The 22,512-nt window shown below is 62.5% G+C and carries 22 protein-coding genes; 14 read left to right on the top strand and 8 right to left on the bottom strand.

The genetic code is table 11. The features are described 5' to 3' along the window. Positions 1 to 4 precede the first annotated feature (4 nt). Both J2X56_RS21490 and J2X56_RS21495 read right to left on the bottom strand, forming a co-directional pair. Complete coding sequence (locus tag J2X56_RS21490; protein ID WP_121039118.1) at positions 5 to 412, bottom strand: DUF3619 family protein; 408 nt, start codon at positions 410 to 412, stop codon at positions 5 to 7. Then, positions 409 to 987, bottom strand: coding sequence for an RNA polymerase sigma factor (locus J2X56_RS21495; RefSeq protein ID WP_039786760.1), 579 nt, complete (start codon positions 985 to 987; stop codon positions 409 to 411). Before J2X56_RS21495 ends, J2X56_RS21490 begins: the two co-directional genes overlap by 4 nt. Before the next feature lie 544 nt (positions 988 to 1,531). On the opposite strand from J2X56_RS21495, the gene J2X56_RS21500 reads away from it, so the two are divergent. The 8 genes from J2X56_RS21500 (at position 1,532) to J2X56_RS21535 (ending at position 8,977) form a co-directional block, all read left to right on the top strand. Next, positions 1,532 to 3,250, top strand: coding sequence for an acetolactate synthase 3 catalytic subunit (locus J2X56_RS21500; RefSeq protein ID WP_310162473.1), 1,719 nt, complete (start codon positions 1,532 to 1,534; stop codon positions 3,248 to 3,250). 1 nt (position 3,251) lies between these two features. Then, complete coding sequence (ilvN, locus tag J2X56_RS21505; RefSeq protein WP_008327594.1) at positions 3,252 to 3,743, top strand: acetolactate synthase small subunit; 492 nt, start codon at positions 3,252 to 3,254, stop codon at positions 3,741 to 3,743. Between the two features lie 77 nt (positions 3,744 to 3,820). Next, complete coding sequence (gene ilvC, locus J2X56_RS21510) at positions 3,821 to 4,837, top strand: ketol-acid reductoisomerase (protein WP_121039124.1); 1,017 nt, start codon at positions 3,821 to 3,823, stop codon at positions 4,835 to 4,837. A 221-nt stretch (positions 4,838 to 5,058) separates the two neighbouring features. Continuing rightward, positions 5,059 to 5,847: an SIMPL domain-containing protein gene (locus J2X56_RS21515; protein WP_121039127.1), complete on the top strand. Its 789-nt coding sequence runs from the start codon at positions 5,059 to 5,061 to the stop codon at positions 5,845 to 5,847. Positions 5,848 to 5,968: 121 nt separating this feature from the next. Beyond that, a complete protein-coding gene (locus J2X56_RS21520) occupies positions 5,969 to 6,499 on the top strand; it encodes a vesicle formation protein (protein WP_121039130.1) in 531 nt (176 codons plus the stop codon). A gap of 177 nt (positions 6,500 to 6,676) precedes the next feature. Then, a complete protein-coding gene (locus J2X56_RS21525) occupies positions 6,677 to 7,321 on the top strand; it encodes a phosphatidylserine decarboxylase (protein WP_013233751.1) in 645 nt (214 codons plus the stop codon). A 118-nt stretch (positions 7,322 to 7,439) separates the two neighbouring features. After that, positions 7,440 to 8,300: a CDP-diacylglycerol--serine O-phosphatidyltransferase gene (gene pssA, locus J2X56_RS21530; RefSeq protein ID WP_121039133.1), complete on the top strand. Its 861-nt coding sequence runs from the start codon at positions 7,440 to 7,442 to the stop codon at positions 8,298 to 8,300. 185 nt (positions 8,301 to 8,485) lie between these two features. Beyond that, the gene (locus J2X56_RS21535) at positions 8,486 to 8,977 is read left to right on the top strand and encodes a hypothetical protein (protein ID WP_245202161.1); all 492 of its coding nucleotides are present in this window, start codon (positions 8,486 to 8,488) and stop codon (positions 8,975 to 8,977) included. Positions 8,978 to 9,003: 26 nt separating this feature from the next. On the opposite strand, the gene J2X56_RS21540 is transcribed toward J2X56_RS21535, so the two are convergent. The 3 genes from J2X56_RS21540 to J2X56_RS21550 form a co-directional block, all read right to left on the bottom strand. After that, positions 9,004 to 9,714: an alpha/beta fold hydrolase gene (locus J2X56_RS21540; RefSeq protein WP_310162490.1), complete on the bottom strand. Its 711-nt coding sequence runs from the start codon at positions 9,712 to 9,714 to the stop codon at positions 9,004 to 9,006. Between the two features lie 4 nt (positions 9,715 to 9,718). Continuing rightward, entirely contained in the window at positions 9,719 to 11,218 is a 1,500-nt protein-coding gene (locus tag J2X56_RS21545; protein ID WP_121039142.1) for a sensor domain-containing diguanylate cyclase, read from the bottom strand. Positions 11,219 to 11,397: 179 nt separating this feature from the next. Next, entirely contained in the window at positions 11,398 to 11,751 is a 354-nt protein-coding gene (locus tag J2X56_RS21550) for a hypothetical protein (protein WP_209568401.1), read from the bottom strand. A gap of 176 nt (positions 11,752 to 11,927) precedes the next feature. Between J2X56_RS21550 and J2X56_RS21555 the strand changes: the two genes are divergently transcribed. Together J2X56_RS21555 and J2X56_RS21560 are read left to right on the top strand one after the other, a co-directional pair. After that, on the top strand, positions 11,928 to 13,457 hold the full coding sequence (locus J2X56_RS21555; RefSeq protein ID WP_209568399.1) for a PLP-dependent aminotransferase family protein: 1,530 nt from the start codon (positions 11,928 to 11,930) through the stop codon (positions 13,455 to 13,457). 130 nt (positions 13,458 to 13,587) lie between these two features. Continuing rightward, positions 13,588 to 14,919, top strand: coding sequence for a tetratricopeptide repeat protein (locus J2X56_RS21560; protein ID WP_134135066.1), 1,332 nt, complete (start codon positions 13,588 to 13,590; stop codon positions 14,917 to 14,919). 28 nt (positions 14,920 to 14,947) lie between these two features. Here the strand turns inward: J2X56_RS21560 and J2X56_RS21565 are convergent, their stop codons facing one another. Together J2X56_RS21565 and J2X56_RS21570 are read right to left on the bottom strand one after the other, a co-directional pair. Then, positions 14,948 to 15,871 carry a sugar kinase gene (locus J2X56_RS21565; protein WP_134135067.1) on the bottom strand — a complete coding sequence of 308 codons (924 nt, stop codon included), beginning with the start codon at positions 15,869 to 15,871 and terminating at the stop codon, positions 14,948 to 14,950. A 35-nt stretch (positions 15,872 to 15,906) separates the two neighbouring features. After that, complete coding sequence (locus J2X56_RS21570) at positions 15,907 to 17,199, bottom strand: amino acid deaminase (RefSeq protein WP_310162501.1); 1,293 nt, start codon at positions 17,197 to 17,199, stop codon at positions 15,907 to 15,909. Between the two features lie 158 nt (positions 17,200 to 17,357). On the opposite strand from J2X56_RS21570, the gene J2X56_RS21575 reads away from it, so the two are divergent. The 4 genes from J2X56_RS21575 to J2X56_RS21590 all read left to right on the top strand — a co-directional run bounded on the left by J2X56_RS21575 (position 17,358) and on the right by J2X56_RS21590 (position 21,783). Continuing rightward, a complete protein-coding gene (locus tag J2X56_RS21575; RefSeq protein ID WP_039786740.1) occupies positions 17,358 to 18,242 on the top strand; it encodes a MurR/RpiR family transcriptional regulator in 885 nt (294 codons plus the stop codon). Between the two features lies 1 nt (position 18,243). Beyond that, positions 18,244 to 19,734, top strand: coding sequence for an amidohydrolase family protein (locus tag J2X56_RS21580; protein ID WP_209568395.1), 1,491 nt, complete (start codon positions 18,244 to 18,246; stop codon positions 19,732 to 19,734). Positions 19,735 to 19,858: 124 nt separating this feature from the next. After that, complete coding sequence (locus tag J2X56_RS21585) at positions 19,859 to 20,242, top strand: RidA family protein (protein WP_017450656.1); 384 nt, start codon at positions 19,859 to 19,861, stop codon at positions 20,240 to 20,242. Between the two features lie 188 nt (positions 20,243 to 20,430). After that, complete coding sequence (locus tag J2X56_RS21590) at positions 20,431 to 21,783, top strand: GntP family permease (protein WP_039786736.1); 1,353 nt, start codon at positions 20,431 to 20,433, stop codon at positions 21,781 to 21,783. 104 nt (positions 21,784 to 21,887) lie between these two features. On the opposite strand, the gene J2X56_RS21595 is transcribed toward J2X56_RS21590, so the two are convergent. After that, complete coding sequence (locus J2X56_RS21595; protein WP_121039164.1) at positions 21,888 to 22,412, bottom strand: hypothetical protein; 525 nt, start codon at positions 22,410 to 22,412, stop codon at positions 21,888 to 21,890. Between the last annotated feature and the right edge of the window lie 100 nt (positions 22,413 to 22,512).

A 22,512-nucleotide genomic window follows, 5' to 3' on the forward strand; every position in this document is an offset into this window, starting at 1 on the left:
CGTCTTATTGTCCCTTTTCAGCCAGGAAAGCGTTGAAACCATGATCCAGATACGCCGACAGTGGCAGCTCGTCGGACAGCACGGCCGCGTCGATGTCGGCCAGGTAGCTCACGCGCTTGGCGTTTTCATGCTGATAGATGCCGGCGAACAGGATGATGCCCACCAGCAGCGGTGCCGCCACGCCCAGGCGGCTCCACCACGACGGTTTCTCGGGCGACATCATGGCGCCACCGAAGGCGCCGGCCAGCGCCTGCTGTTCCACGCGCTTGTGGATCGGGGCCTGTTTCTTGCGCGCCAAGGCCACGCGACGCGCGGCCGACAGGCTTTGCAAGGTGTCGTCGGACAGGTTGTCAAGATTGGCGTCAAGCGCCAGCTTCACCTTGTAGGCGAATTGCATTTCCTTGTTGTTCATAATGAGATTCCTTTGGCTCTGAGAGCTTGAGCCAGCGCGTGCGTTGCGCGGGAGCAATGGGTTTTGACGCTACCTTCGGAGCAACCCATGGCGGCGGCTGTTTCCGCCACGTCCATGTCCTGCCAGTAACGCATCAGGAATGCTTCCCGTTGACGCGTTGGCAGCTTTTGTATTTCGGCGTCGATCAGGTTCAGCGTCTGCTCGCGCTCGACCTTGTCTGCGCTGGATTCGGCAGCCTGGGAGCCGTCTTCCGATTCCAGGCTTTCCAGCAGGTCGAAATCGTCGCCGCCCTCGCCGTCGCCGCCATTGCCCCCGAAGCTGGAGAACAGGCTCACCCAGGTGTTGCGCACCTTTTCGCGGCGGAAGAAATCATGAATGGTGTTCTGCAGGATGCGCTGGAACAGCATCGGCAGTTCATCGACAGGCTTGTCGCCGTATTTCTCGGCCAGCTTGATCATTGCATCCTGAACGATGTCCAACGCGGCTTCATCTTTGCGCACGGCATACACCGCCTGTTTGAAGGCGCGGCGTTCGACACTTTCAAGAAAATCGGAGAGTTCTTTGTCAGTTGCCATGCAATACGGTGTGCCGGATGGGTCACCGGTCAGATCAGTTAAAAACCTGCATCCTGGCCGGCGTAGATGCGAAAAATGCAAGAAATCGTCAAAAAGCAGACCGAATGCTAGCAAAAATGGTCCTCTTTGTCCTGAAGTTTATCCTCGGCGGCCCCAGCGAACGCGAGTATTGGCAACGATTTCACCGGAATTCGCTTGACCAAAATGATGCAACGCATTACTGTCCTGTTTCCCGCCTCCCACATCTGGGGCGTTTTTGTTCCTTGCCGGTGCTTCACATAAGGTCGTGCCGGTTCGAGGAAACGCTTTATAGGTTTAAAGCTTGTTTGTTCTAACCCGTGCCACAAGCGCGAGGAATCTGTAGAAGTCGATTTGTACCAAGGCTGAACGAGTCGCGTTGAGCGGCGTTTCAAACTCCACTACGGTTGGAGCGCAGAAACGGCGTGACCGCACAATAAAGGGATGCTGCCGGCAAGACGACGAATGCGATTCCGTCAGGAGAGAACATCCGATCAATTTCCAATGGACCTTGAAAGGAAGCAGCATGAGTGCTGAGCAACTCACCGGCGCGGATATACTCGTCCGTTGCCTCGCTGAAGAGGGTGTTGAACACGTCTTCGGCTATCCTGGTGGCGCCGTCCTCTATATCTACGACGCAATCTTCAAGCAAGACAAATTCCAGCACATCCTGGTTCGTCACGAACAGGCCGCCGTGCATGCCGCTGATGCGTATTCGCGCAGCTCGCAGAAGGTCGGCGTGGCCATCGTGACCTCCGGCCCCGGCGTGACCAATGCGGTCACCGGCCTGGCCACGGCCTACATGGACTCGATTCCCATGGTGGTGATCTCCGGCCAGGTGCCGTCGACCGCCATCGGCCAGGACGCGTTCCAGGAGTGCGACACCGTCGGTATCACCCGCCCCTGCGTCAAGCACAACTTCCTCGTGAAGGATGTGAAGGACCTGGCGGAGACCGTCAAGAAAGCCTTCTTTATCGCCACCACCGGCCGTCCCGGCCCGGTTCTGGTCGATATCCCGAAGGACATCACCATGCATACCTGCGCCTACGAGTATCCGAAGGCGGTGGAAATGCGTTCCTACAAGCCGGTCGACAAGGGCCACTCGGGCCAGATCCGCAAGGCGCTGCAGCTGCTGCTGTCGGCCGAGCGTCCGATGATCTATACCGGCGGCGGCATCATCCTGGCCAATGCCTCGCCCGAGCTGAACAAGCTGGTCGATCGCCTGGGCTATCCCTGTACCAACACGCTCATGGGCCTGGGCGCGTATCGTTCGTCCAGCGACAAGTTCGTCGGCATGCCCGGCATGCACGGTACCTACGAAGCCAACATGGCCATGCAGCACTGCGACGTGTTGATCGCCATTGGTGCGCGCTTCGATGACCGCGTGATCGGCAACCCGAAGCACTTCGCCTCGAATGCCCGCAAGATCACTCATATCGATATCGACCCCTCGTCGATTTCCAAGCGTGTCAAGGTCGACATCCCCATCGTGGGCAACGTCAAGGACGTGCTGCAGGAACTGCTCTCGCAGCTGGATGCGGCCGAGACCCGTCAGAACGGCGCGGCGCTGGATGCTTGGTGGAAGCAGATCAACGAATGGCGCAAGCGTGACTGCCTGAAGTTCGCTACCTCCGACGAATTCATCAAGCCGCAATCCGTGGTGCAGAAGGTGTGGGAAGTGACCAAGGGCGATGCCTTCATCACCTCCGACGTCGGCCAGCACCAGATGTGGGCCGCGCAGTACTACGGTTTCGACAAGCCGCGCCGCTGGATCAATTCCGGTGGCCTGGGTACCATGGGCGTGGGCCTGCCGTACGCCATGGGCGTGCAGATGGCCAACCCCGATGCGACGGTCGCCTGCATTACCGGCGAAGCCTCGATCCAGATGTGCATCCAGGAGCTGGCGACCTGCAAGCAGTATCACCTGACGCCCAAGATCATTCTCCTGAACAACCGCTTCCTGGGCATGGTGCGCCAGTGGCAGCAGATCGACTATGGTTCGCGCTATTCCGAGTCCTACATGGATTCGCTGCCGGACTTCAACAAGCTGGCGGAGTCCTATGGCCACGTCGGCATGAAAATCGAGAAACCGGGCGATGTCGACGGCGCGCTGCGCGAAGCCTTCGCCATGAAGGACAGGCTGGTCTTCATGAACTTCATCACGGATCAAACCGAGAACGTCTGGCCGATGGTCAAGGCGGGCAAGGGTTTGACTGAAATGTTGCTGGGTTCGGAGGATCTCTAACATGCGCCATATCATTTCTGTGCTGCTGGAAAACGAAGCCGGCGCATTGTCCCGTGTCGTGGGCCTGTTCTCCGCACGCGGCTACAACATCGAAACGCTCACCGTTGCACCCACCGAAGATTCGACCCTGTCGCGCATGACCATCGTGACCTCGGGTTCGGATGATGTGATCGAACAGATCACCAAACACCTGAACCGCCTGATCGAGGTGGTGAAGGTCGTCGATCTGACCGAAGGCGCGCACATCGAGCGCGAACTGATGCTGATCAAGGTGCGCGCAGTGGGCAAGGAACGGGAAGAGATGAAGCGCACTGCGGATATCTTCCGCGGCCGCATCATCGACGTCACCGAGAAGACCTACACGATCGAGCTGACCGGCGCCAAGAGCAAGCTGGACGCCTTCATCGACGCCCTGGATCGCACCGCGATCCTGGAAACGGTCCGTACCGGCGGCTCCGGCATCGGCCGCGGCGAACGGATCCTGAAGATCTGATCGACCGCGCCAGCAGTACGCATCACACACACATACATACATTCAAATTCGAGTTACTCGGAACATAGGAAAAAATCATGAAAGTTTTCTACGACAAAGACGCAGACCTGTCCCTGATCAAGAACAAGAACGTGACCATCATCGGTTACGGTTCGCAAGGCCACGCCCACGCCCTGAACCTGAAGGATTCCGGCGTCAAGGTGACCGTCGGCCTGCGCAAGGGTGGCGCTTCGTGGAACAAGGCTGAACAGGCTGGCCTGAAGGTCGCCGAAGTGAACGACGCGGTCAAGGATGCCGACGTCATCATGATCCTGCTGCCGGACGAAAACATCGGCCAGGTCTATGCAGAAAACGTCGCTCCCTTCGCCAAGCAAGGCGCGACCGTGGCCTTCGCGCACGGCTTCAACATCCACTATGGCCAAGTCGTGCCGCGCGCTGACCTGGACATCATCATGATCGCCCCCAAGGCCCCCGGCCACACCGTGCGTTCGACCTACAGCCAAGGTGGCGGCGTGCCGCACCTGATCGCCGTGCACCAGGACAAGTCCGGCTCGGCCCGTGACCTGGCCCTGTCGTACGCCACCGCCAACGGCGGCGGCCGTGCCGGCATCATCGAAACCAACTTCCGCGAAGAAACCGAAACTGACCTGTTCGGCGAACAAGCCGTGCTGTGCGGCGGTACCGTGGAACTGATCAAGGCCGGTTTCGAAACCCTGGTCGAAGCTGGCTACGCGCCGGAAATGGCCTACTTCGAGTGCCTGCACGAACTCAAGCTGATCGTCGACCTGATCTATGAAGGCGGCATCGCCAACATGAACTACTCGATCTCCAACAACGCCGAATACGGCGAGTACGTGACCGGCCCGCGCGTGATCAACGCCGAGAGCAAGGCTGCCATGAAGAAGGTCCTGGAAGACATCCAGACCGGCGAATACGCCAAGAGCTTCATCCTGGAAAACAAGGCCGGTGCTCCGACCCTGATGTCGCGTCGTCGTATCAACGCCGAACACCAGATCGAAATCGTGGGCGAGAAGCTGCGCGCCATGATGCCCTGGATCAAGGCCAACAAGCTGGTCGACCAGAGCAAGAACTGATCTGCCGCTACAAGCCGCAGTCGAAGAAAACGCCACGGTTCGCCGTGGCGTTTTTTTTGGTCCGTGAGCCAGGGAAGGGTGGTGGAATTGTCATTGTGTTACGCCTTGTTGCACTTGGCCAAGAACCAATCCTTGACGGCCGTCGTCGAAGTGCAGGGTTGATGCTTTCGCTATGAAGCTATCATCACCCCGTCACCGACCAAGAATAAAGAGGATCCCTTATGACACCTTCCCGCAAACTGATGCTGGGCGCAGTCCTGGCCACCGCCTGTATTGCCACCCAGGCGCAGACCGCCATGAGCGCGCCGGCCCCGGTCCCGACCACCGGCACCATGGTCGTGGTGCCAGCCAACGGCGAGATCAGCGTACCGAACGACCAGGCTCGCGTCACCCTGCAAGTGGAAGAGCAGGACAAGGACAAGGCCGCTGCCGCCTCCCGCGTGAACCAGAAGATGAAGCAGGGCATTGACCTGCTCAAGCGCCAGGACCCGCAAGCGGCGTTGAAGAGCTACGGCTATTACACCTATGCGGTCTATGCCGAACCGCCGCAAGTCACGTCGCAACAGCCCCGCCAGCCAGCCAAGGCACGGCAAGTCGTGGGATGGCGCGTCGGCCAGTATCTGGAGATGACCACCGAGAACCTGGCCGCGCTGCCCAAGACCGTCTCTTCGGCCCAGGCCCTGATGAGCCTGAACGGCCTGCAATTCGGCCTGAGCCCGGCGGCCGCCAAGAAGCTGGATGCCACGCTGGTCAACGCCACCTACCGCAACCTGGAAGAGCGCATCGGCTTCATCGCCAATGCCATGCATCGCGCCCCGTCGGATGCCGTGATTGAAACCGTGGACTTCGAAGGCTCGGGCAACTACGCCGCGCCCGCTCCCGCCCCGATGATGGCCAAGGCCATGCGTGCCGACATGGTCCAGGAAAGCACGACGGTGGCCGAGCCCAGCTTCGAGCCTGGTGAATCCACCGTGAGCATGCGCCTGGTGGGCAAGGTGCGCTTCAAGTAAGCGAACACGCCGGACTGTTCGCGCCGGACAGTTCATATCAAGAATCGTCAACCCGCTCGGGTCGGCGGGGAAGGGAGGCTATAATCGGCCTCCCTTTCCGTTTCAAGAAGATCATCTCATCATGCGGACCATCACCAAGCTGCTGCTGCCACTCTTCACCGCACTGGTGGCCAGCACCGCGCATGCCGACATCTGTGCCGACCTGCGTGCCATCCACCAGCAGTCGCAATCGCACTTCGACGGCTGGAAGAAAGACGGCCCCGATGCCGTCATGAAGGGCGACAAGCGCGGCCCTGTCTATCTCTCCAACTTCATGCTGGATGGTGCCGAGAGCTGCGCCATTGCCGACAATTCCTCGGTCTATACCTGCATCTGGCGCTATTCGACGCCAGCGGACATGGGCCGTGCCTACCAGCGCCTGGTCAACGATGTGAAAGCTTGTGCACCGCTGGCCAAGGAGCCGCCAGGCATCATCGCCGACGAGCCGCAGGAACGCCGCCAGGGCGACCTGCGCCAGATCACCGAAGTCACCGGCCTGGACTATGCCGATGCCGAAGTGACGATCCTGATCGGACAGATGCAACTGACCGGTCCGCGCGGGCTGGCGCGCAATGAACTGAAGCTGAGCTTCTCCCGCCCGCAGCCGCGCTGAGCCCGTGCCGGGCAATGCCCGGGCCCGGTTCTCGAAAAATTGTCCTGGATGCCCCGAGATGCACCGCCACCGGCCGGATGGCGGCGCATTTCATTGCATTTAACGGGCGCTGGACTAGAATAGGCACGCTTTTACTTTTGAACTTTCCGCGAGTACCGCGCGATCATTGGAGCAACATTGAACAATAACCACTATCCCCATCCCATCATCGCCCGCGAAGGCTGGCCCTTCCTGACCATCGCCGTGGTCGTGGCAGCGCTGGCAACTTATTTCTGCGGCGCCTGGTCCTTCCCGCTGTGGATCATCGCGCTGTTCGTCCTGCAGTTCTTCCGCGATCCGCCGCGCGTGATCCCGCAAGCCGCCAATGCCGTGCTGTCCCCGGCCGATGGCCGCATCGTCGTCGTGGCTCGCGCCCATGACCCCTACACCGACCGCGAAGCCCTGAAGATCAGCGTTTTCATGAACGTCTTCAACGTCCACTCCAACCGTGCCCCGGTGGATGGCAAGATCGAGAAGGTGCAGTACTTCCCCGGCAAGTTCGTCAATGCCGACCTCGACAAGGCCTCGCTTGAAAACGAGCGCAATGCCCTGGCCATCACCACTACCAGTGGTCACAGCGTGACCTGCGTGCAGGTGGCCGGCCTGATCGCGCGCCGCATCCTTTGCTATGTGAAGGCCGGTGATACCCTGGCCCGTGGCCAGCGCTACGGTTTCATCCGCTTCGGTTCGCGTGTGGACGTCTACCTGCCGCTGACGGCCACTCCCAAGGTCACCGTCGGTGAAAAGGTCTCGGCCACCGAAACCATTCTGGCCGAACTCTGATCACACCCTGAAGGCCTCACCGTGCCGCGCGCCAGCCTGTGCTTGCAGCGGCGTCACGGATGAGGCCCCGGCGCAGACTGCGTGCTGCGATTTCCGTCCTCCTCACTGATAGACATCGATGCCCACATTACGACGACGCAAGGCCAAAGCCGGCATTCCCTTCCCGAAATCGCTGCGCCGCCCCAAGGCCGCGCAACTGGACGAGGCCGGGCAGGTAGTGGCACGGCGGCGCTCGCGCGGCATCTACCTGTTGCCCAACGCCTTCACCACGGCCGCGCTGTTCTGCGGTTTCTACGCCATCGTGATGGCCATGAACCTGAAGTTCGACTACGCCTCCATCGCCATCTTCGTGGCCATGGTGCTCGACAGTCTGGATGGCCGCGTGGCCCGCATGACCAATACGCAAAGCGAATTCGGCGCCCAGTACGACAGCCTCTCCGACATGGTCTCCTTCGGTGCCGCCCCGGCCCTGGTGGTCTATGAATGGTCGCTGCGCGGCATGGGCAAGCTGGGCTGGCTGGCAGCCTTCGTGTATTGCGCGGGCGGTGCATTGCGCCTGGCCCGCTTCAATACCAACATCGCCGTGGTCGACAAGCGCTACTTCCAGGGCTTGCCCAGCCCCGCGGCCGCGGCCTTGGTGGCCGGCTTCGTCTGGCTGATGGATGACCTGCGTTTTGCCGGCACCGACCTGAGCTGGTATGGCTGGGTCATCACCCTCTACGCCGGCATCACCATGGTCACCAACGTGCCGTTCTACAGCTTCAAGGATGTCAACTTCCGCAAGCCGGTGCCCTTCATTGCGGCACTGCTGGTGGTGGTGGCGCTGGTGCTCATTTCCAGCGATCCGTCCAAGGTGCTGTTCGGGCTGTTCGTGCTGTATGGCCTGTCCGGCTATGGCGTCTACATCTGGCGCCGCATCAAGGGCAAGCCGGTCAGTATCGTGCAGACCAAGGATGAGCATGGCGATCTGCCGCACTGATGCCCGTTAAGCTTGACGGAGCATCTTCCCGCAGGACAAGAAACACCCGGCCCCGGCCGGGTGTTTTGCATTGCGCCGGGCATCGGCCGGTCAGCGCCGTCACGTCTGCCTTGCCGAGCGGGGCAGAGTTTCCTAGAATCCCATGATAAGCGCGTTGCTGCATATCGCGCGTTGATGGTATGAACATGGCGATCACATCCTCCACCTCCACCTTGACCACGCTCGGCAGCCTGGATCCCTACGGCCTGGGCAGCAGCGGCACTTCCAATCCGGTGACTGCAGCCAGCAATCCTGCGGCCGTAGCGCAGGCGGTCGAGCTGTCGTCGGAGGCCTCGGTGATCGTGACTCTGGGCGGCGGGTTCTCCGCCAATTCCGGCCTCACCTACAATGCGGCGGGGCTGTTTGATTCCATCGTCAATGCCGGTTCGTCGGCCGGCACCTCCACCGATCTCACCCAGAACCAGGCCACCCAGAGCTATTACCAGGGGGTGCTGGGCAGCATCGTCACGCCGGGGACGACTTCGGGCATCTATGATGGCTCAGGCGTGTTCGCCGGCGAGGAGCTCAGTTCGCAGCTCTCCCTGCTGCTCAAATCCCAGCCTGATCTGACCGGTTCCATCGTCGAGGACATCGTCAACCAGAACGTGGTCGGCGGCCTGATCTCGACCATGGCCTGAGGCGGTGTCCCTTTATTCCTGGCAGTTCAGTCGGTGATGAGCGCGGCCAGCTGTGCGCATAGCGCGGCATCCTGCGCGCTGCTTTCGCTGACGCGATGATCCACGCCCGGCAGGTCGACGATGCGGCAGTCGCTGGCCGAGCTGGCGTGCTGGCGGATCAGCTCGGCGATCTCGGCCGGGATGACGGCATCCTCGCTGGCGCGGATCAGGGTGAGCCGTCCGCGATAAGCACGGATCATCTGCAGCACTTCGGCATCCCGCCAGCTGTGCGGGCGCCGCAAGGCCGCGCTGAAGGCCGGCCCGAAAGGCAACATGAAGGCGGCACCGTCATAGAGCGCACCGACCAGCGTGACGACATGGGCGATCTGGTTTTCCGCCCGGCAGGCCAGGCGCAGGGCGATTTCGCCGCTCATGCTCACGCCCACGACGGTGCGCGGCGAGACGGTGAGGCGGTCCAGCGCGGCTTGCGCTTCGACCAGGCGTTTGGACAGGGAATTGGGCAGCAGGGCACTGCTTTGCCCATGGCCGGAAAAATCGATGGCGGCACTGCCGCAGCCTCGTGCGGCAAGGGCCTGCCGCAGTGGCCATTGGCGCTGCCGATCCCCTTGCCCGGCCCCGTGCAGCACCAGTGTATGGACGGGCTGGCCGGGCGCGCTGCGCAGAATATCGGCCGCCAGCGTTTCCGCGCCCGCCGCCAGGGCCAGTTCTTCACGCGGGCAGGGATAGGGCGCGGACACGTTTTCAGTCGTCCGGATGACGGCGTTCGAGGCCCGGCGTGCTGGCGTAATAATGGCGTTTTGCTTCATACATCAGGCTGTCGGCCCGCTGCACCACCTGCTCCAGGCGCTCGCCCGGAACGCCGGTAGCCGCGCCCATCGACAGGCTCAACGAGACGCCCGAATAGTACTGATTGTTCACTTCGACCAGTTTCTGGATCTGGTCCATCAGCAACTGGCAGCCACGCTCGTCGGTGGCCGGCAGCAGGATGGCGAATTCGTCACCGCCGGTCCGCGCCACGCTGCAAGGGCGTTCCACCGCCTTGCCCAGCACTTCCCCCACGCGGCGCAGCAGGGCGTCGCCGGTGGCGTGGCCCAGCTCGTCGTTGACTTCCTTCAGGCCATTGAGGTCAGCCACGATCACGCTGACCGGGAAGGGACCCTTGCGCTCCAGGCGGTTGAGTTCGTCGACCATGTAGGCGCGGTTGTGCAGCTTCGTCAGTTCATCGTGCTTGCCGAGGAATTCCAGATAGGCTTCGGCCTTTTTGCGGGCGGTGATGTCGGTGAGCGCCACCAGCACCAGGTCCCAGTTGTTTTCGTGTCCGGGGAAGACAGAAAACTGCAGATGGACGTGAAGGGTTTCACCGGTCAGCGAGTAGTTCACTACCTCACGGTGGTGCAGCAGGTTGCCGTTCCACAGCTCGATCAACTGTTCGTTGAAATGCGGACGCATGTCGTCGCGGAACACGTCGGACAAACGCGAGAGCAGGGTGGCCTTGTCCGGGGCACCGAACATGGACAGTGTCTGCAGGTTCACATCGATGACGCGGATTTCCTGCATGCAGCGCTCCACGAATTCCGGATGCACATCCGTGAAGGTGCGGAAATCGGTGATGCCGATGCGGTGCAGGTCGTCGAAGAGGCGCTTGACCGCGCTGAAATCTTCCACCCACAAGGAAATGGGTGAATATTCGAACAGGCCGCGCGCGTAGTTTTCGCTGCGGGAGAGCTTCTTGCGGGCCGTCTCGCGCTCGGTGACGTTCTCGATGGCCAGCAGCACGTAATCCCAGCTCTCTTCGCTGCCGGGCATGATGCGCCCGGAGAGCTGGATGTCCAGCCGCTTGCCGCCCAGGGTGTAGTTGACGGTATAGCTGGAGAAGGTCGTGCCGCCATTCCACAGCTGCACCATCTCATCGATGAAGGTGTCGAGCATGTCATCCCGGAAGATCTTGTCCAGGTTGGCCACCAGGTGCGCCAGGTCGCGCGCTTCATACCATTCCAGGGTGCGCCGGTTGACGTCGACCACGCGGATCTGCATGGCACAGGCCTGGGCGCGGCTGGGGTCCACGGTCAGATAGCTGCGCAGGTCGGTCACGCCGTCGGCGCGCCACTGGTCGAACAGGCGCTTCAGGCCGCTGTAGTCCTCTTTCCATAAGGAAACGGGCGTCAGGTCGAAGGTCTCTTGTTCGGAAAGGGCCGGGATGGAAGCCGGAACGGAGCGGGCGAGGGAGGATTCGTTCTGCATGACACTTCATCTTTTGCTGATGATGAAGTGTAATAGTTTTACGGAAACTCCTGCAGCTCTTCCATCGCCCGTTCACCCCGTTTTGCGCAATTTTATTGCTCGAAAAGCGCGAATGATGCGAACTTGTTAACTAAAAGTTAATTTTCATCAATCCATCCGATGGCCCCTGGCCTGATTGCTCAACGGCCAGGATCCCATTCCGGCGCGCTCCGCCCGCTCCGCAGCGTGCGCAGCCAGGCCACCAAAGGCGCATACCATGCCTGCGCTACCGGACGCAGGCACAGCAGTTCACCCTCGTGCGTGGCCAGCACACCGATCCAGCCCTCGTGCGCCAGCACCATCCCTTCTCCGTCGCTCAGCCGGGTCTGGCGGCTCACCAGACGGTCCGCCTGCCATTGCGCCGATTCGGTCACGCGCACTTGCGGCGCCTGGCACAGCAGCTGGCTGCCGGCCGGCAGCCAGAGTTGCAGATGCCGGCCGGCGGCCAGTGGCAGGACCTGGGTGGTGGTGCGGGCGGGAAGCGGGGCGGGCATGGTGTTCTCCTTGTTGAATGGTCCAGCCTGCAGTCTAGGGAGGGCGGCGCGGCGACAACAGGCACAGGAAAATTCACTCTGCTGCGTAACAGGCTGCAGCTTTTTGCTCTGTTACCCCTGCTTTTCGCCTACTCTGTATCTGTTCTGGTTTCGTCCTCACGAAGATGATGACTGTTATGGATACCCGCCTGCACCTCCCCGACACGACGCCCGCGGCACCGCCGCCGGCCACTGCACCGGCCGCCCTTGCCGCCACCCCCGACAACGGACGCCAGCCCCTGTACCGTCGTCTGGCCGAGCATTATCAAGGAGCCATCCAGTCCGGCACCCTGGTGGCCGGCGACCGCATGCCCTCGGTGCGCGACCTGATGCGCCAGCACCAGGTGAGTTTGTCGACGGCTTTGCAGACGCTGCGCCATATGGAAGAGGGCGGTTGGCTGGAAGCGCGTCCGCGTTCCGGCTACTTCGTGCGCCAGCCGCGCCGTTCGGCGATCCGGCCGGTGCAGGAGCCCAAGAGCCTGATGGCCATCGATCCCGAGCAATATGCGGGCATCCACGAAAAGGTCTCCAAGTACATCGCCCTGCGCCAGAGCGGGGCACCGCGCATCGACCTGTCCGGCATGACCTGTGCGCCCGAGCTCTATGCGGTGGAAACCCTGAAGCAGGCCGCCATGCGGGCCCTGCGCGAGCGCCCCGAACTGCTCACCAGCGCCATGCCGCACAACGGCAATGCCACCTTCCGCCAGGCGGTGGCGCGGCGCGCATTGCATCACGGCATGCGCATCGATCATGAAGAGGTGGTCGTCACCCACGGCTGCATCGAGGCGCTCAACCTGGCCCTGCGCGCGGTGGCGGGGCCGGGCGACACGATCGCGGTGGAGTCGCCGACCTACTTCGGCCTGCTGCAGGCACTGGAAAACCTCGGCATGAAGGCGCTGGAAATTCCGACCAGCCCGCACACCGGCATCTCGGTAGAAGCGCTGGAACTGGCCGTGCGCACCTACGGCAACATCAAGGGCGTGGTGGTGGTGCCCAATCTGCAGAATCCGCTGGGCTGCATCATGCCCGACGAGCACAAGGACAAGCTGGTACGCCTGTGTGAAGAATTGCGCCTGCCCCTGATCGAAGACGACGCCTATACCGAGCTGGCCGACGGCAACGTGCCGCCCTCCAGCCTCAAGAGCCGCGACCGCAGCGGCAATGTGATCTATTGCGCATCGCTCAACAAGGTGCTGGCGCCCGGCATGCGGCTGGGCTGGATGAATGGCGGGCGCTGGCATGAGCGGGTCAAGATGCTCAAGTTCACCCACACCCGCGCCAATGAGGAATGGACCCAGGTCACCGCCGCCGACTTCATCGCCAGCCCCGGCTATGACCGCCATCTGCGCCGCCTGCGCCAATTGCTCAAGGAACAGCGCGAACGCATGGCGGAGTCGATCGCAGCCTATTTCCCGGAGGGTACGCGCCTGAATGTGCCCAATGGCGGCGTCGGGCTGTGGGTGGAGCTGCCGGCGCAGGTCTGCTCGCAGCAGTTGTTCGAGCGGGCGCTGCTGGAGGGCGTGGGGGTATCGCCGGGGGCCATCTTCTCCAATTCCAACCGCTACGGTCACTTCCTGCGCATCTGCTGCGGCCATCCCTTCACCCGCGAACTCGACCAGGCCCTGCGCCGCCTGGGCAGCATCGGGCACAGCCTGGCTTTCCTGTAGAGCTTGGCAAGCTTTCAGGAGAATCAGGCATTGCCCGAAAGGGCAGTCTGCTGCAGACTTGTAAAGACAATGTAAAGAGCGCCGGACTTTTCTTCCGGTGCCTCCATGCGCTTTACGAGGGGAGCCGTTCATGCCTGAGCAGCAGACTACGCAGATCCAGCCACCGCACGCAGTCCGCCTGAACGCGGCCATCGATGCCCACATGGCGGGCCGCCGGGAAGAAGCCCGCGCCGTCTACGAAGCCGTGCTGGAAGACGATCCCATCGAGCCGGTCGCCTTGCACTTCTACGGCATCTGGCTGCACCAGGCCGGACGCCATGCCGAGGCGCTGGACAAGCTGGAGCTCTCCAGTGCCCTGGAACCCGAGAATGCCGCCTGGCACAACGACCTGGGCAATGTCCTGTTTGCGCTGGGCGAGCTGGACGGTGCTGCGCAGGCGTATCGAGCGGCGCTGGAAGCCGCGCCTGCGGATCACACGATCTGGAACAACCTGGGGGCCACGCACATGCAGCGGGGCCGCAATGAGGAGGCCATTGCCGCCTTCCAGCGCGCGGTGGAGATCGCCCCCGAATTCCTGCCGGCGCTGCTGCACCTGGGCAATCTCTTCGAGGCTGCCGGCGACAAGATGCAGGCTTCGCACTACCAGTGCCGCGCCTACGTGTTACCGCCGATGGAAGGCAAGTCCTGGGAGATGGTCGGCATTTCCTTCTACTTCCTCGGCCGCCTGGAAGAAGCTGCAGAAGCCTATCGCGCCTGGCTGGCCAGCGAACCCGACAATCCGATTGCGGCCCACATGCTGGCCGCCTGCTCGCAGTTGGATGTGCCCACGCGTGCCTCGGATCGTTACCTCGAATCGCACTTCGACCGCTACGCCGAGACGTTTGAAACCAATCTGCTGCACAGCCTCGGCTATCGCGGCCCCAGCCTGATCGGGCAGGGCGTGGCCCTGGTCACGCAGGCGGCGCGCCAGTTTGCCACCATCGACATCGGTTGCGGGACCGGGCTGTGCGGGACCTATTTGCGGCCTTATTCGCAGCATCTGACCGGCGTGGACCTGGCCGGCAAGATGCTGGAAAAGGCCGCGGCCACCGGCCACTACGATCAACTGGAAAAGGCCGAGATCACCGACTACCTCCTGCGTCATCCGCAAAGCTGCGACCTGGTCACGGCGGCGGATACGATGATCTATTTCGGGGATCTGGAGAACGTGTTCAAGGCGGTTGCTGCTGTCTTGAAACCGGGCGGGTACTTCGTCTTCACGGTGGAGGTGCTCACGCCCCAGGACGGGGTGGAGCAAGGCCATCGGCTGCATGCCAGCGGACGCTACCGCCATGGCCGCGATTATGTGCGCACGTTGCTGCAGGCACAGGGCATGGAGCCGCTGCATCAGCGTGATGAAGTATTGCGCGAGGAAGTGCGCCAGCCAGTGGCCGGCATGCTGTTCGTGGCGCGCCGGCAGTGAAGCGACGCGCCACGAGGCACGGCATCGGTCAGGCTGCGGCCTTGAGCGCCGCTTCCACCTTTTCACGCCGAGGGATGGGGTCCACTGCGCCGTAGCCGGTGGTCGAGAGGGCGGCCGCGACGTTGGCATAGCGCGCTGCCTGGAAGGGATCGCGCCCGGCCATCAGCTCGGCCATGAAGGCCCCGCCAAAACAGTCCCCCGCACCCGTCGCATCCAGCGCCTGCACCGGATAGGGCGAGACCATGCGGCGCTCCCGGCGGGTAGCTACATAGCAGCCTTCATGGCCCAGCTTGAAGGCCACCAGCTTCACACCGTAATCCAGCAGGTGATCGACGATGGCGTCCCGGTCATTGAGTCCGGTCAGCATCGATACATCTTCCCAGCTCGGCAGGCAGATATCGCACAGGCGGAAGGCCTCGGCCATTTTCGCCTGTGCGCGTTCCAGCGGCCATAAACGCAGCCGCAGGTTGGTATCGAGCGAGGTGGTTACGCCAGCGGCGCGCGCATGCGCCATCGCAGCCAGTCCGGCGTCGCAGGCGCTCTCGCTGATGGCCAGGCTGATGCCTGACAGGTGCAGGGCACCCGCTGCGGCGATGGCTTGCAAAGGCAAGTCGCCCACGGTGTAGCGGCTGGCTGCCGAGCCGGCGCGGCGATAGTGGAAGTGATGTCCCTGATCGTCGTGCGTGACGAAGTACAGGCCGGTGCTGCCATTGGCTTGCACCGCCACGTGCTGTACGTCGACCTGCTCGCGCTGCCACAGCGCCAGCAGGTCCTGGCCGAAGTGGTCGTCCCCCACGGCGCTGACATAGCCCGACGCGGCACCCTGGCGGGCTGCCGCGATGGCGAAGTTGGAGGTGTCGCCGCCAAAACCTTGCAGGTACTGGCGCGGCGTGTCGATACGCTGGTTGAATTCGACCATGGCTTCGCCGTAGGCGAGGATGGGTTTGTTCATGTGCTGTTCTTTCGCTCTTCTTTCCCGGGCATCGATCAGAAGAAGGTCTGCACGATGTCGGTCACATCGAAACGCTGGTCCACGACGACCAGGTGACGCCACTTGTCGAAGGTCAGGCAGGGGTGGGAGATGTCGAAAGCGATCATGTCGCCGACCTGGATATCGTCGCCCTCGGCAATCTTCAGGTAGGCGTGCTGGTCCATCATGCCGGTCACTTCCCAGTGCGCCGGGGTGGCTTGCGGCTGGGTATCCTGGCCCGGGCGGAAGCGCGTGACCGGGGCCGGCAGGCCGGCATCGAAAGCCGCATCGCGCTTGCCCAGGGCGATGATGGCCTTGTCGGCCTCGGGGATGGATTGCACGTAGGCCCACAGCTGCAGCGCCGGCTGCAGCTGGCTGCGCATGCTGTGCGCCACCGGATTGCGGACCTGGATCTGCGATTGCGCGGCACGATAGATGCCCACGTCATGGGTGAGATAGCAGCCCGGACGCAGTACCACGTCCAGCGCGGCACCGATGTCGGCCTGGCCGAATTCCTCGGCGACCACGTCGTACCAGGCCGAACCGGCCCCGGTCAGGATCGCCGGGCCCTGCGCCAGGCGGCGTGCCAGTTGGCCTTGCGCGGAAAGATCCTTCAGGCAGGCCACCGCGCGCTGCAGGAAACGGCGGATGTCGGCCTCTTCCTTGAGCACACCTTCATAAACCTCCACACCCGCCAGAGCCAGGCTGTCCCAGCGCGCAATGGCAGCCAGCACTGCCCGCTGCTGCGCGTCGTCACGCACGCCGGTGCGGCCGCCTGCGGGGCCCAGTTCCAGCAGGACGTTCAGGGTCTGCTTGCGCTCGGCGAAGAAGCGGCCCAACTGATCGGCCAGCGCAGCCGAATCGACCAGGCAGAAGAATTCAAACGAGGGATCGGCCAGCAACTCTGAAATGATGGCCATGTTGCGCTTGCCCACCAACTGGTTGGCCATGATGACGCGCCGCACGCCGTGGTGATAGGCGGCCAGGGTCTGGTGGGCAGTCGCCAGGGTGATACCCCAGGCGCCGGTGTCGAGCTGGCGTGCAAAGAGCTTGGGGGCCATCGTGGTCTTGCCGTGCGGGGCCAGCTTGACCTGGTACTGGCCGACGAAGTCCTGCATCCACTTGAGGTTGTGGGCGATCTTTTCTTCATACAACACCGCAGCCGGCAGGCTGATGTCTTCATTGAGCAGGTTCCAGCGCACCTTGCCCGCCTGCTGCGGGGTGAGGGGTTGCGCCAGCGCACCCAGGCCCTTGTTGAGCGGGTCGATCATGCCGGCCTGAAACTGGCCTTGGTAGTTTGTATCACTCATCGCTTTAATTCCCGTGAAATTAGGATTGACGTAATAATAGCCTTGAATTTACTATGTTTACGCCGTGTTAGTAAATAACATAAATTGTTTCCGCGGCACCCTTCCGGGGTCGCTGGTTTGATCGCCCGCCCATTCCCGCAGACTGAATTTTCCTTCCCATGGCGCAGACATTGGACATCATTTCCCGCATCACCGAGCGCAGCAGTACCTTGCGCCTGGCCGAACAGAAGGTGGCTGAAGCGATTCTGGGCGATCTCGCTGCCGCCGCCAGCGCCAGCATCGGCGAGCTGGCCGGGAAGGCCGGCGTCTCGGTGGCCAGCGTGACCCGCTTTGCCAAGGCCATGGGCTGCCGCGACGTGCGCGAATTCAAGTTCCTGCTGGCCCAGGCGGTGGCGGTGGGGCAGCGCTTCTTCGATGGTGCCAAGACGGTGCCTTCCGAACAGCCGCCGGAACTGGCCGACGTGGTCTACCGCGACATCCACGCGGTGCTGGAACTGAACCGCGCCATGCTCAACCCCGACATGCTGATGCAAGCCGCGCACCTGCTGCTGGGCGCGCGCATGATCTACTGCTTCGGCATGGGCGGCGGCTCCACCATGATGTCCGACGAGGCGCGCTATCGCCTGGTGCGCCTGGGCCGTCCGGTGGCGACCTATCACGATGCGGTGCTGCAGAAGATGGTGGCGGCCACCCTCGACAAGGACGACGTGCTGCTGGTCTTCTCGACCACCGGCAGCGTGCCCGAGCTGCTGGCCAGCTGCGAGGTGGCGCGCGAATACGGCGTCAAGCTGATCGCCATCACCGCCCTTGGATCGCCGCTTGCGAAGATGGCCGATGTGCTGCTGCCCATCAAGACGCTGGAAACCGACCTGATTTTCAAACCGTCCTCGTCGCGCTACGCCATGATGGCGACGCTGGACATGCTGGTGCTGGAGCTGGCCTTGCTGCACAAGGAAAGCAGCCAGGAACGCCTGCGCCGCCTCAAGTACGTGCTCGATGCCCATCGCGGCGGCGGCGACTTGCACCAGCCACTGGGAGACTGACATGACATCCACGCAGCAATCGTCGGGCAGCCCCCTGCACTGCGACATTCTGATCCGCCACGCTCTTGTCATCGATGGCAGCGGGACCGAGCCGGTACAAGCCGACGTAGCGGTGCGCAACGGCCGCATCGTCGCCGTCGGCCAGCTTGCGGGCTGGCAGGCCGGGCAGGAAATCGACGGCACCGCGCGCGTGCTCTCGCCCGGCTTCATCGATGCGCACACGCATGACGATACCAACGTCATCCGCACGCCGGAGATGTTCCCCAAGCTGTCGCAGGGCGTGACCACGGTGGTGGTCGGCAACTGCGGTATCAGTGCCGCACCGGTCACGCTCAAGGGTGATCCGCCGGACCCGATGAACCTGCTGGGCAAGTCCGAGGCGTTCCACTATCCGAGCTTTGCCAGCTATGTCGAGGCCGTCAATGCCGCGCAGCCGGCCATCAACGTGGCTGCGCTGGTCGGCCACACGGCCTTGCGCAACAACCACATGGACCGTCTCGACCGTGCGGCCAGCGATGCGGAAATCGACGGCATGCGCGCGCAATTGCGCGAGGCGCTGGAGCATGGTGCGCTGGGTCTTTCCACGGGACTGGCCTACGGCAATGCCATCAACGCCCCCACGGAAGAAGTGCTGGCCCTGGCCGAGCCGCTGGCCGAGTTCGGCGGGCTCTATGCGACACACCTGCGCAGCGAATTCGCCGACATCATCAATGCGATGGACGAAGCCTTCCGCATCGGCAAGCATGCACGCGTGCCGGTGGTGATCTCGCACCTGAAGTGCGCGGGCGTGGAGAACTGGGGCCGCAGCAGTGAAGTGCTGCAGGCGCTGGAAGCGGCCTCGCGCCACCAGCACGTGGGCTGTGACTGCTATCCCTACACCGCCAGCTCTTCCACGCTCGACCTGAAACAGGTCACCGCCGATTACGACATCCAGGTCACCTGGTCGGAGCCGCATCCGGAGCAGGGCGGCAAGATGTTGAAGCAGATCGCCGCCGACTGGGGTGTGGACCTGCATGTCGCCGCCGCGCGCCTGATGCCTGCCGGGGCCGTGTATCACTGCATGTCGGATGACGACGTCAATCGCATCCTCTCGCATCCGGCCACGGTGGTCGGTTCCGATGGCCTGCCCAACGATCCCTTGCCGCATCCGCGCCTGTGGGGCGCTTTCCCGCGCGTGCTGGGCTATTACAGCCGAGAGCAGAAACTGTTTTCGCTGGCCACCGCCGTGCACAAGATGACGGGTTTGTCGGCCCAGCGCTTCGGCCTGGAACAGCGCGGTTTCGTGCGCGAGGGTTATCACGCCGACCTGGTGCTGTTCGATCCCGAGACCATTCGTGATGCCGCCAGCTTTACTGATCCCATGCAGCCGGCGCATGGCATCGAGGCGGTGTGGGTCAACGGGCAGCTGGCCTATCGCGGCCAGGACAAGCAATCCACCAGTGCACGTGCCGGACGCTTCCTGGCGCGCACGGTGCAGAAAACGTCAGCCTGAGTTGCAGAAAACGTCAGCGGGCGATTATCAACTTCAAGTTGCAAATCGCTTTTCAGATTCATTTTTCAGATTCATTTTTCAGATTCGGATCCGAGTTCAATCCAAGTTCAGTAAAGGAGCAGCAATGAGCATTCAACGATTTGGTGTGGAAGGTGGCAGCGGCACCGGTGGCCAGCATCTGCCGTTCGCACGCGCAGTGGCCGCCGATGGCTGGCTGTATGTGTCGGGCCAGGTGCCCATGGAAAACGGCGAGGTGATCGACGGCGGCATCGTGGCGCAGTCGCACAAGGCCATCCAGAACGTGCTGGCCATCCTGAAGGAAGCCGGCTACGGCCCCGAGCACGTGGTGCGCTGTGGCGTGTGGCTCGATGATGCACGCGACTTCCCCTCCTTCAACAAGGTCTTCAAGGAATACTTCGGTGCCAACCCGCCGGCCCGTGCCTGCGTGGTCTCCAGCATGGTGGTGGACTGCAAGGTCGAGGTCGATTGCGTGGCCTTCAAGCGCTGATGCAGCAGGGGCAGGGCAGTTCTGGAACTGCCTTGTCCTGCCCGTTGCCGGGCAAGACGGAACAAGAAGAACAAAAAGAATAAACGATATAAAAGATTTAAAAGATTTTTCGATTTCGCAGTACCAATTTGCCGGCAGGGGTGTCGTATCGCCGGCGGTGTCTTTTACCTTCTGAAGAGGAGCAACAGATGGAGGCTGTACAAGGAAGTGCGCTACTGGTCTATGCACTGGTAGCGGTGATCGCATTGATCGTGCTGATCGCCAAATTCAAGATGAACCCGTTCATCGTGCTGATCGTGGTGTCGCTGGTGCTGGGCCTGGCCGTGGGCATGCCCATGGGCAATATCGTCAAGGCCTTCGAGACTGGCGTCGGCAATGCGCTGGGCCACATCGCACTGGTGGTGGGCCTGGGCACCATGCTGGGCAAGATGATGGCCGAGTCGGGCGGCGCCGAGCGCATCGCCAACACCATGATCAAGGCCTTCGGTGAAAAGAACGTGCACTGGGCCATGATGACGGTGGCTTTCATTGTCGGCTTGCCGGTGTTCTTCGAAGTCGGTTTCGTGCTGCTGGTGCCGATCGCCTTCAACGTCGCCAAGCGCACCGGGACCAACATGGTGCTGGTCGGCATTCCCATGGTGGCCGGCCTGTCGGTGGTGCACGGCCTGATCCCGCCGCACCCGGCCGCGCTGCTGGCGGTGACCGCCTACAGCGCCGATATCGGCCGCACCATCCTGTATGCGCTGATCGTCGGTATTCCTACGGCCATCATCGCTGGTCCGATCTTCGGCAAGCTGATCTCCAAGGTGGTGATTCCCAATCCGGACAATCCGCTGATCTCGCAATTCGTCGATGAGAGCAAGAAGGATCGTGAACTGCCGGGCTTCGGCATCACGCTCTTCACCATCCTGTTGCCGGTGGCGCTGATGTTGATCGGCAGCTGGGCGGACCTGTTCTTCGCCCCCAAGACCTTCGCCAATGATTTCCTGCGCCTGATCGGCAACTCCGTGATCGCGCTGTTGATCGCCACCCTGGTGAGCTTCTGGACCTTCGGCCGCGCCCGTGGTTTCGGTGCCGACCAGATCCTGAAATTCACCAACGAGTGCCTGGCGCCCATCGCCGGTATCACGCTGGTGGTCGGTGCGGGTGCGGGCTTTGGCCGCATCCTGATGGATGGCGGCGTCTCCAAGGCCATCGTCGGCATCGCCACCGATGCGCATCTGTCGCCGCTGATCCTGGGCTGGTTCGTGGCCGCGCTGATCCGCGTGGCGACCGGTTCGGCGACGGTGGCCATGACCACCGCCTGCGGTATCGTGGCGCCCATCGTCTCCACCGTCGGTGGCGTGCGTCCCGAGCTGATGGTGCTGGCCACCGGTGCCGGTTCGCTGATCCTGTCGCACGTCAATGACGGCGGTTTCTGGCTGGTCAAGGAATACTTCAACATGACCGTGCCGCAGACCTTCAAGACCTGGACCGTGATGGAAACCCTGGTCTCGGTGCTGGCCCTGCTGTTCACGCTGGCGCTGGCGACAGTGGTGTAAGTACGCTGCAGTGCTTGCGCTGAAAAAGAAAGGCTGCCCGGAGCGATCCGGGCAGCCTTTCTTCTTTCTTCATCGTGCAGGTGTGAGGCAGGGGATGCGCGTGCTCAGTTGCGGAAACGCGAATCATCGAAACGCGGATCAGGACCGTTCTCGATCTTCTCCACGATGCCCTGGTCGTTGAAATACACGGTCATCTGCGAATTCCAGACGCCGCTTTCCTTGAAGCCGTAGTTCCACGCCTCGAAGGGGATGCGCGCATAGCGCGTCACTTCAGTGGGACGGCCCACGCGGCGCAGCACATCCAGCTTGGTGTCCTGCTTGGCGCGGATGGCGTGGAAATTCTGCAGCGTCCACACTTGCTCGTAGGAAATCAAACGATGATCGGGACCGATGCGGGCCATGTACTGGTATTGGCCGAAGGCACCGGCAGCGTATTCAAAGACGCGGCCGTTGCCATCCGGATACACATTGGTGGGCGCGCCCAAGCGGGCCACGACCTGCTCTTCGGGCTCGCCCGGCTGCACCGGCGGTTGCAGCAGCGAGGCACAGCCGGACAGGGCGGCAGCGGCCAGCAGGGCGGCCGCCAGCCTGGGGCGGGCGCGTTGCATGAGGGAAACGGGGGAAGGCATGTCGACTCCTGAGTAAGTTGTCATTCCGTCCGGCTGTGGCAGGGACGCAGCGTCATCGGCAGAAACAGTGCGGCTGTGCTTGCCGATGTTGGTCGGAATG

The sequence above is a fragment of the Herbaspirillum sp. 1173 genome (genome assembly GCF_031455335.1).
GTDB classification, from domain to species: Bacteria; Pseudomonadota; Gammaproteobacteria; order Burkholderiales; family Burkholderiaceae_D; genus Herbaspirillum; species Herbaspirillum huttiense.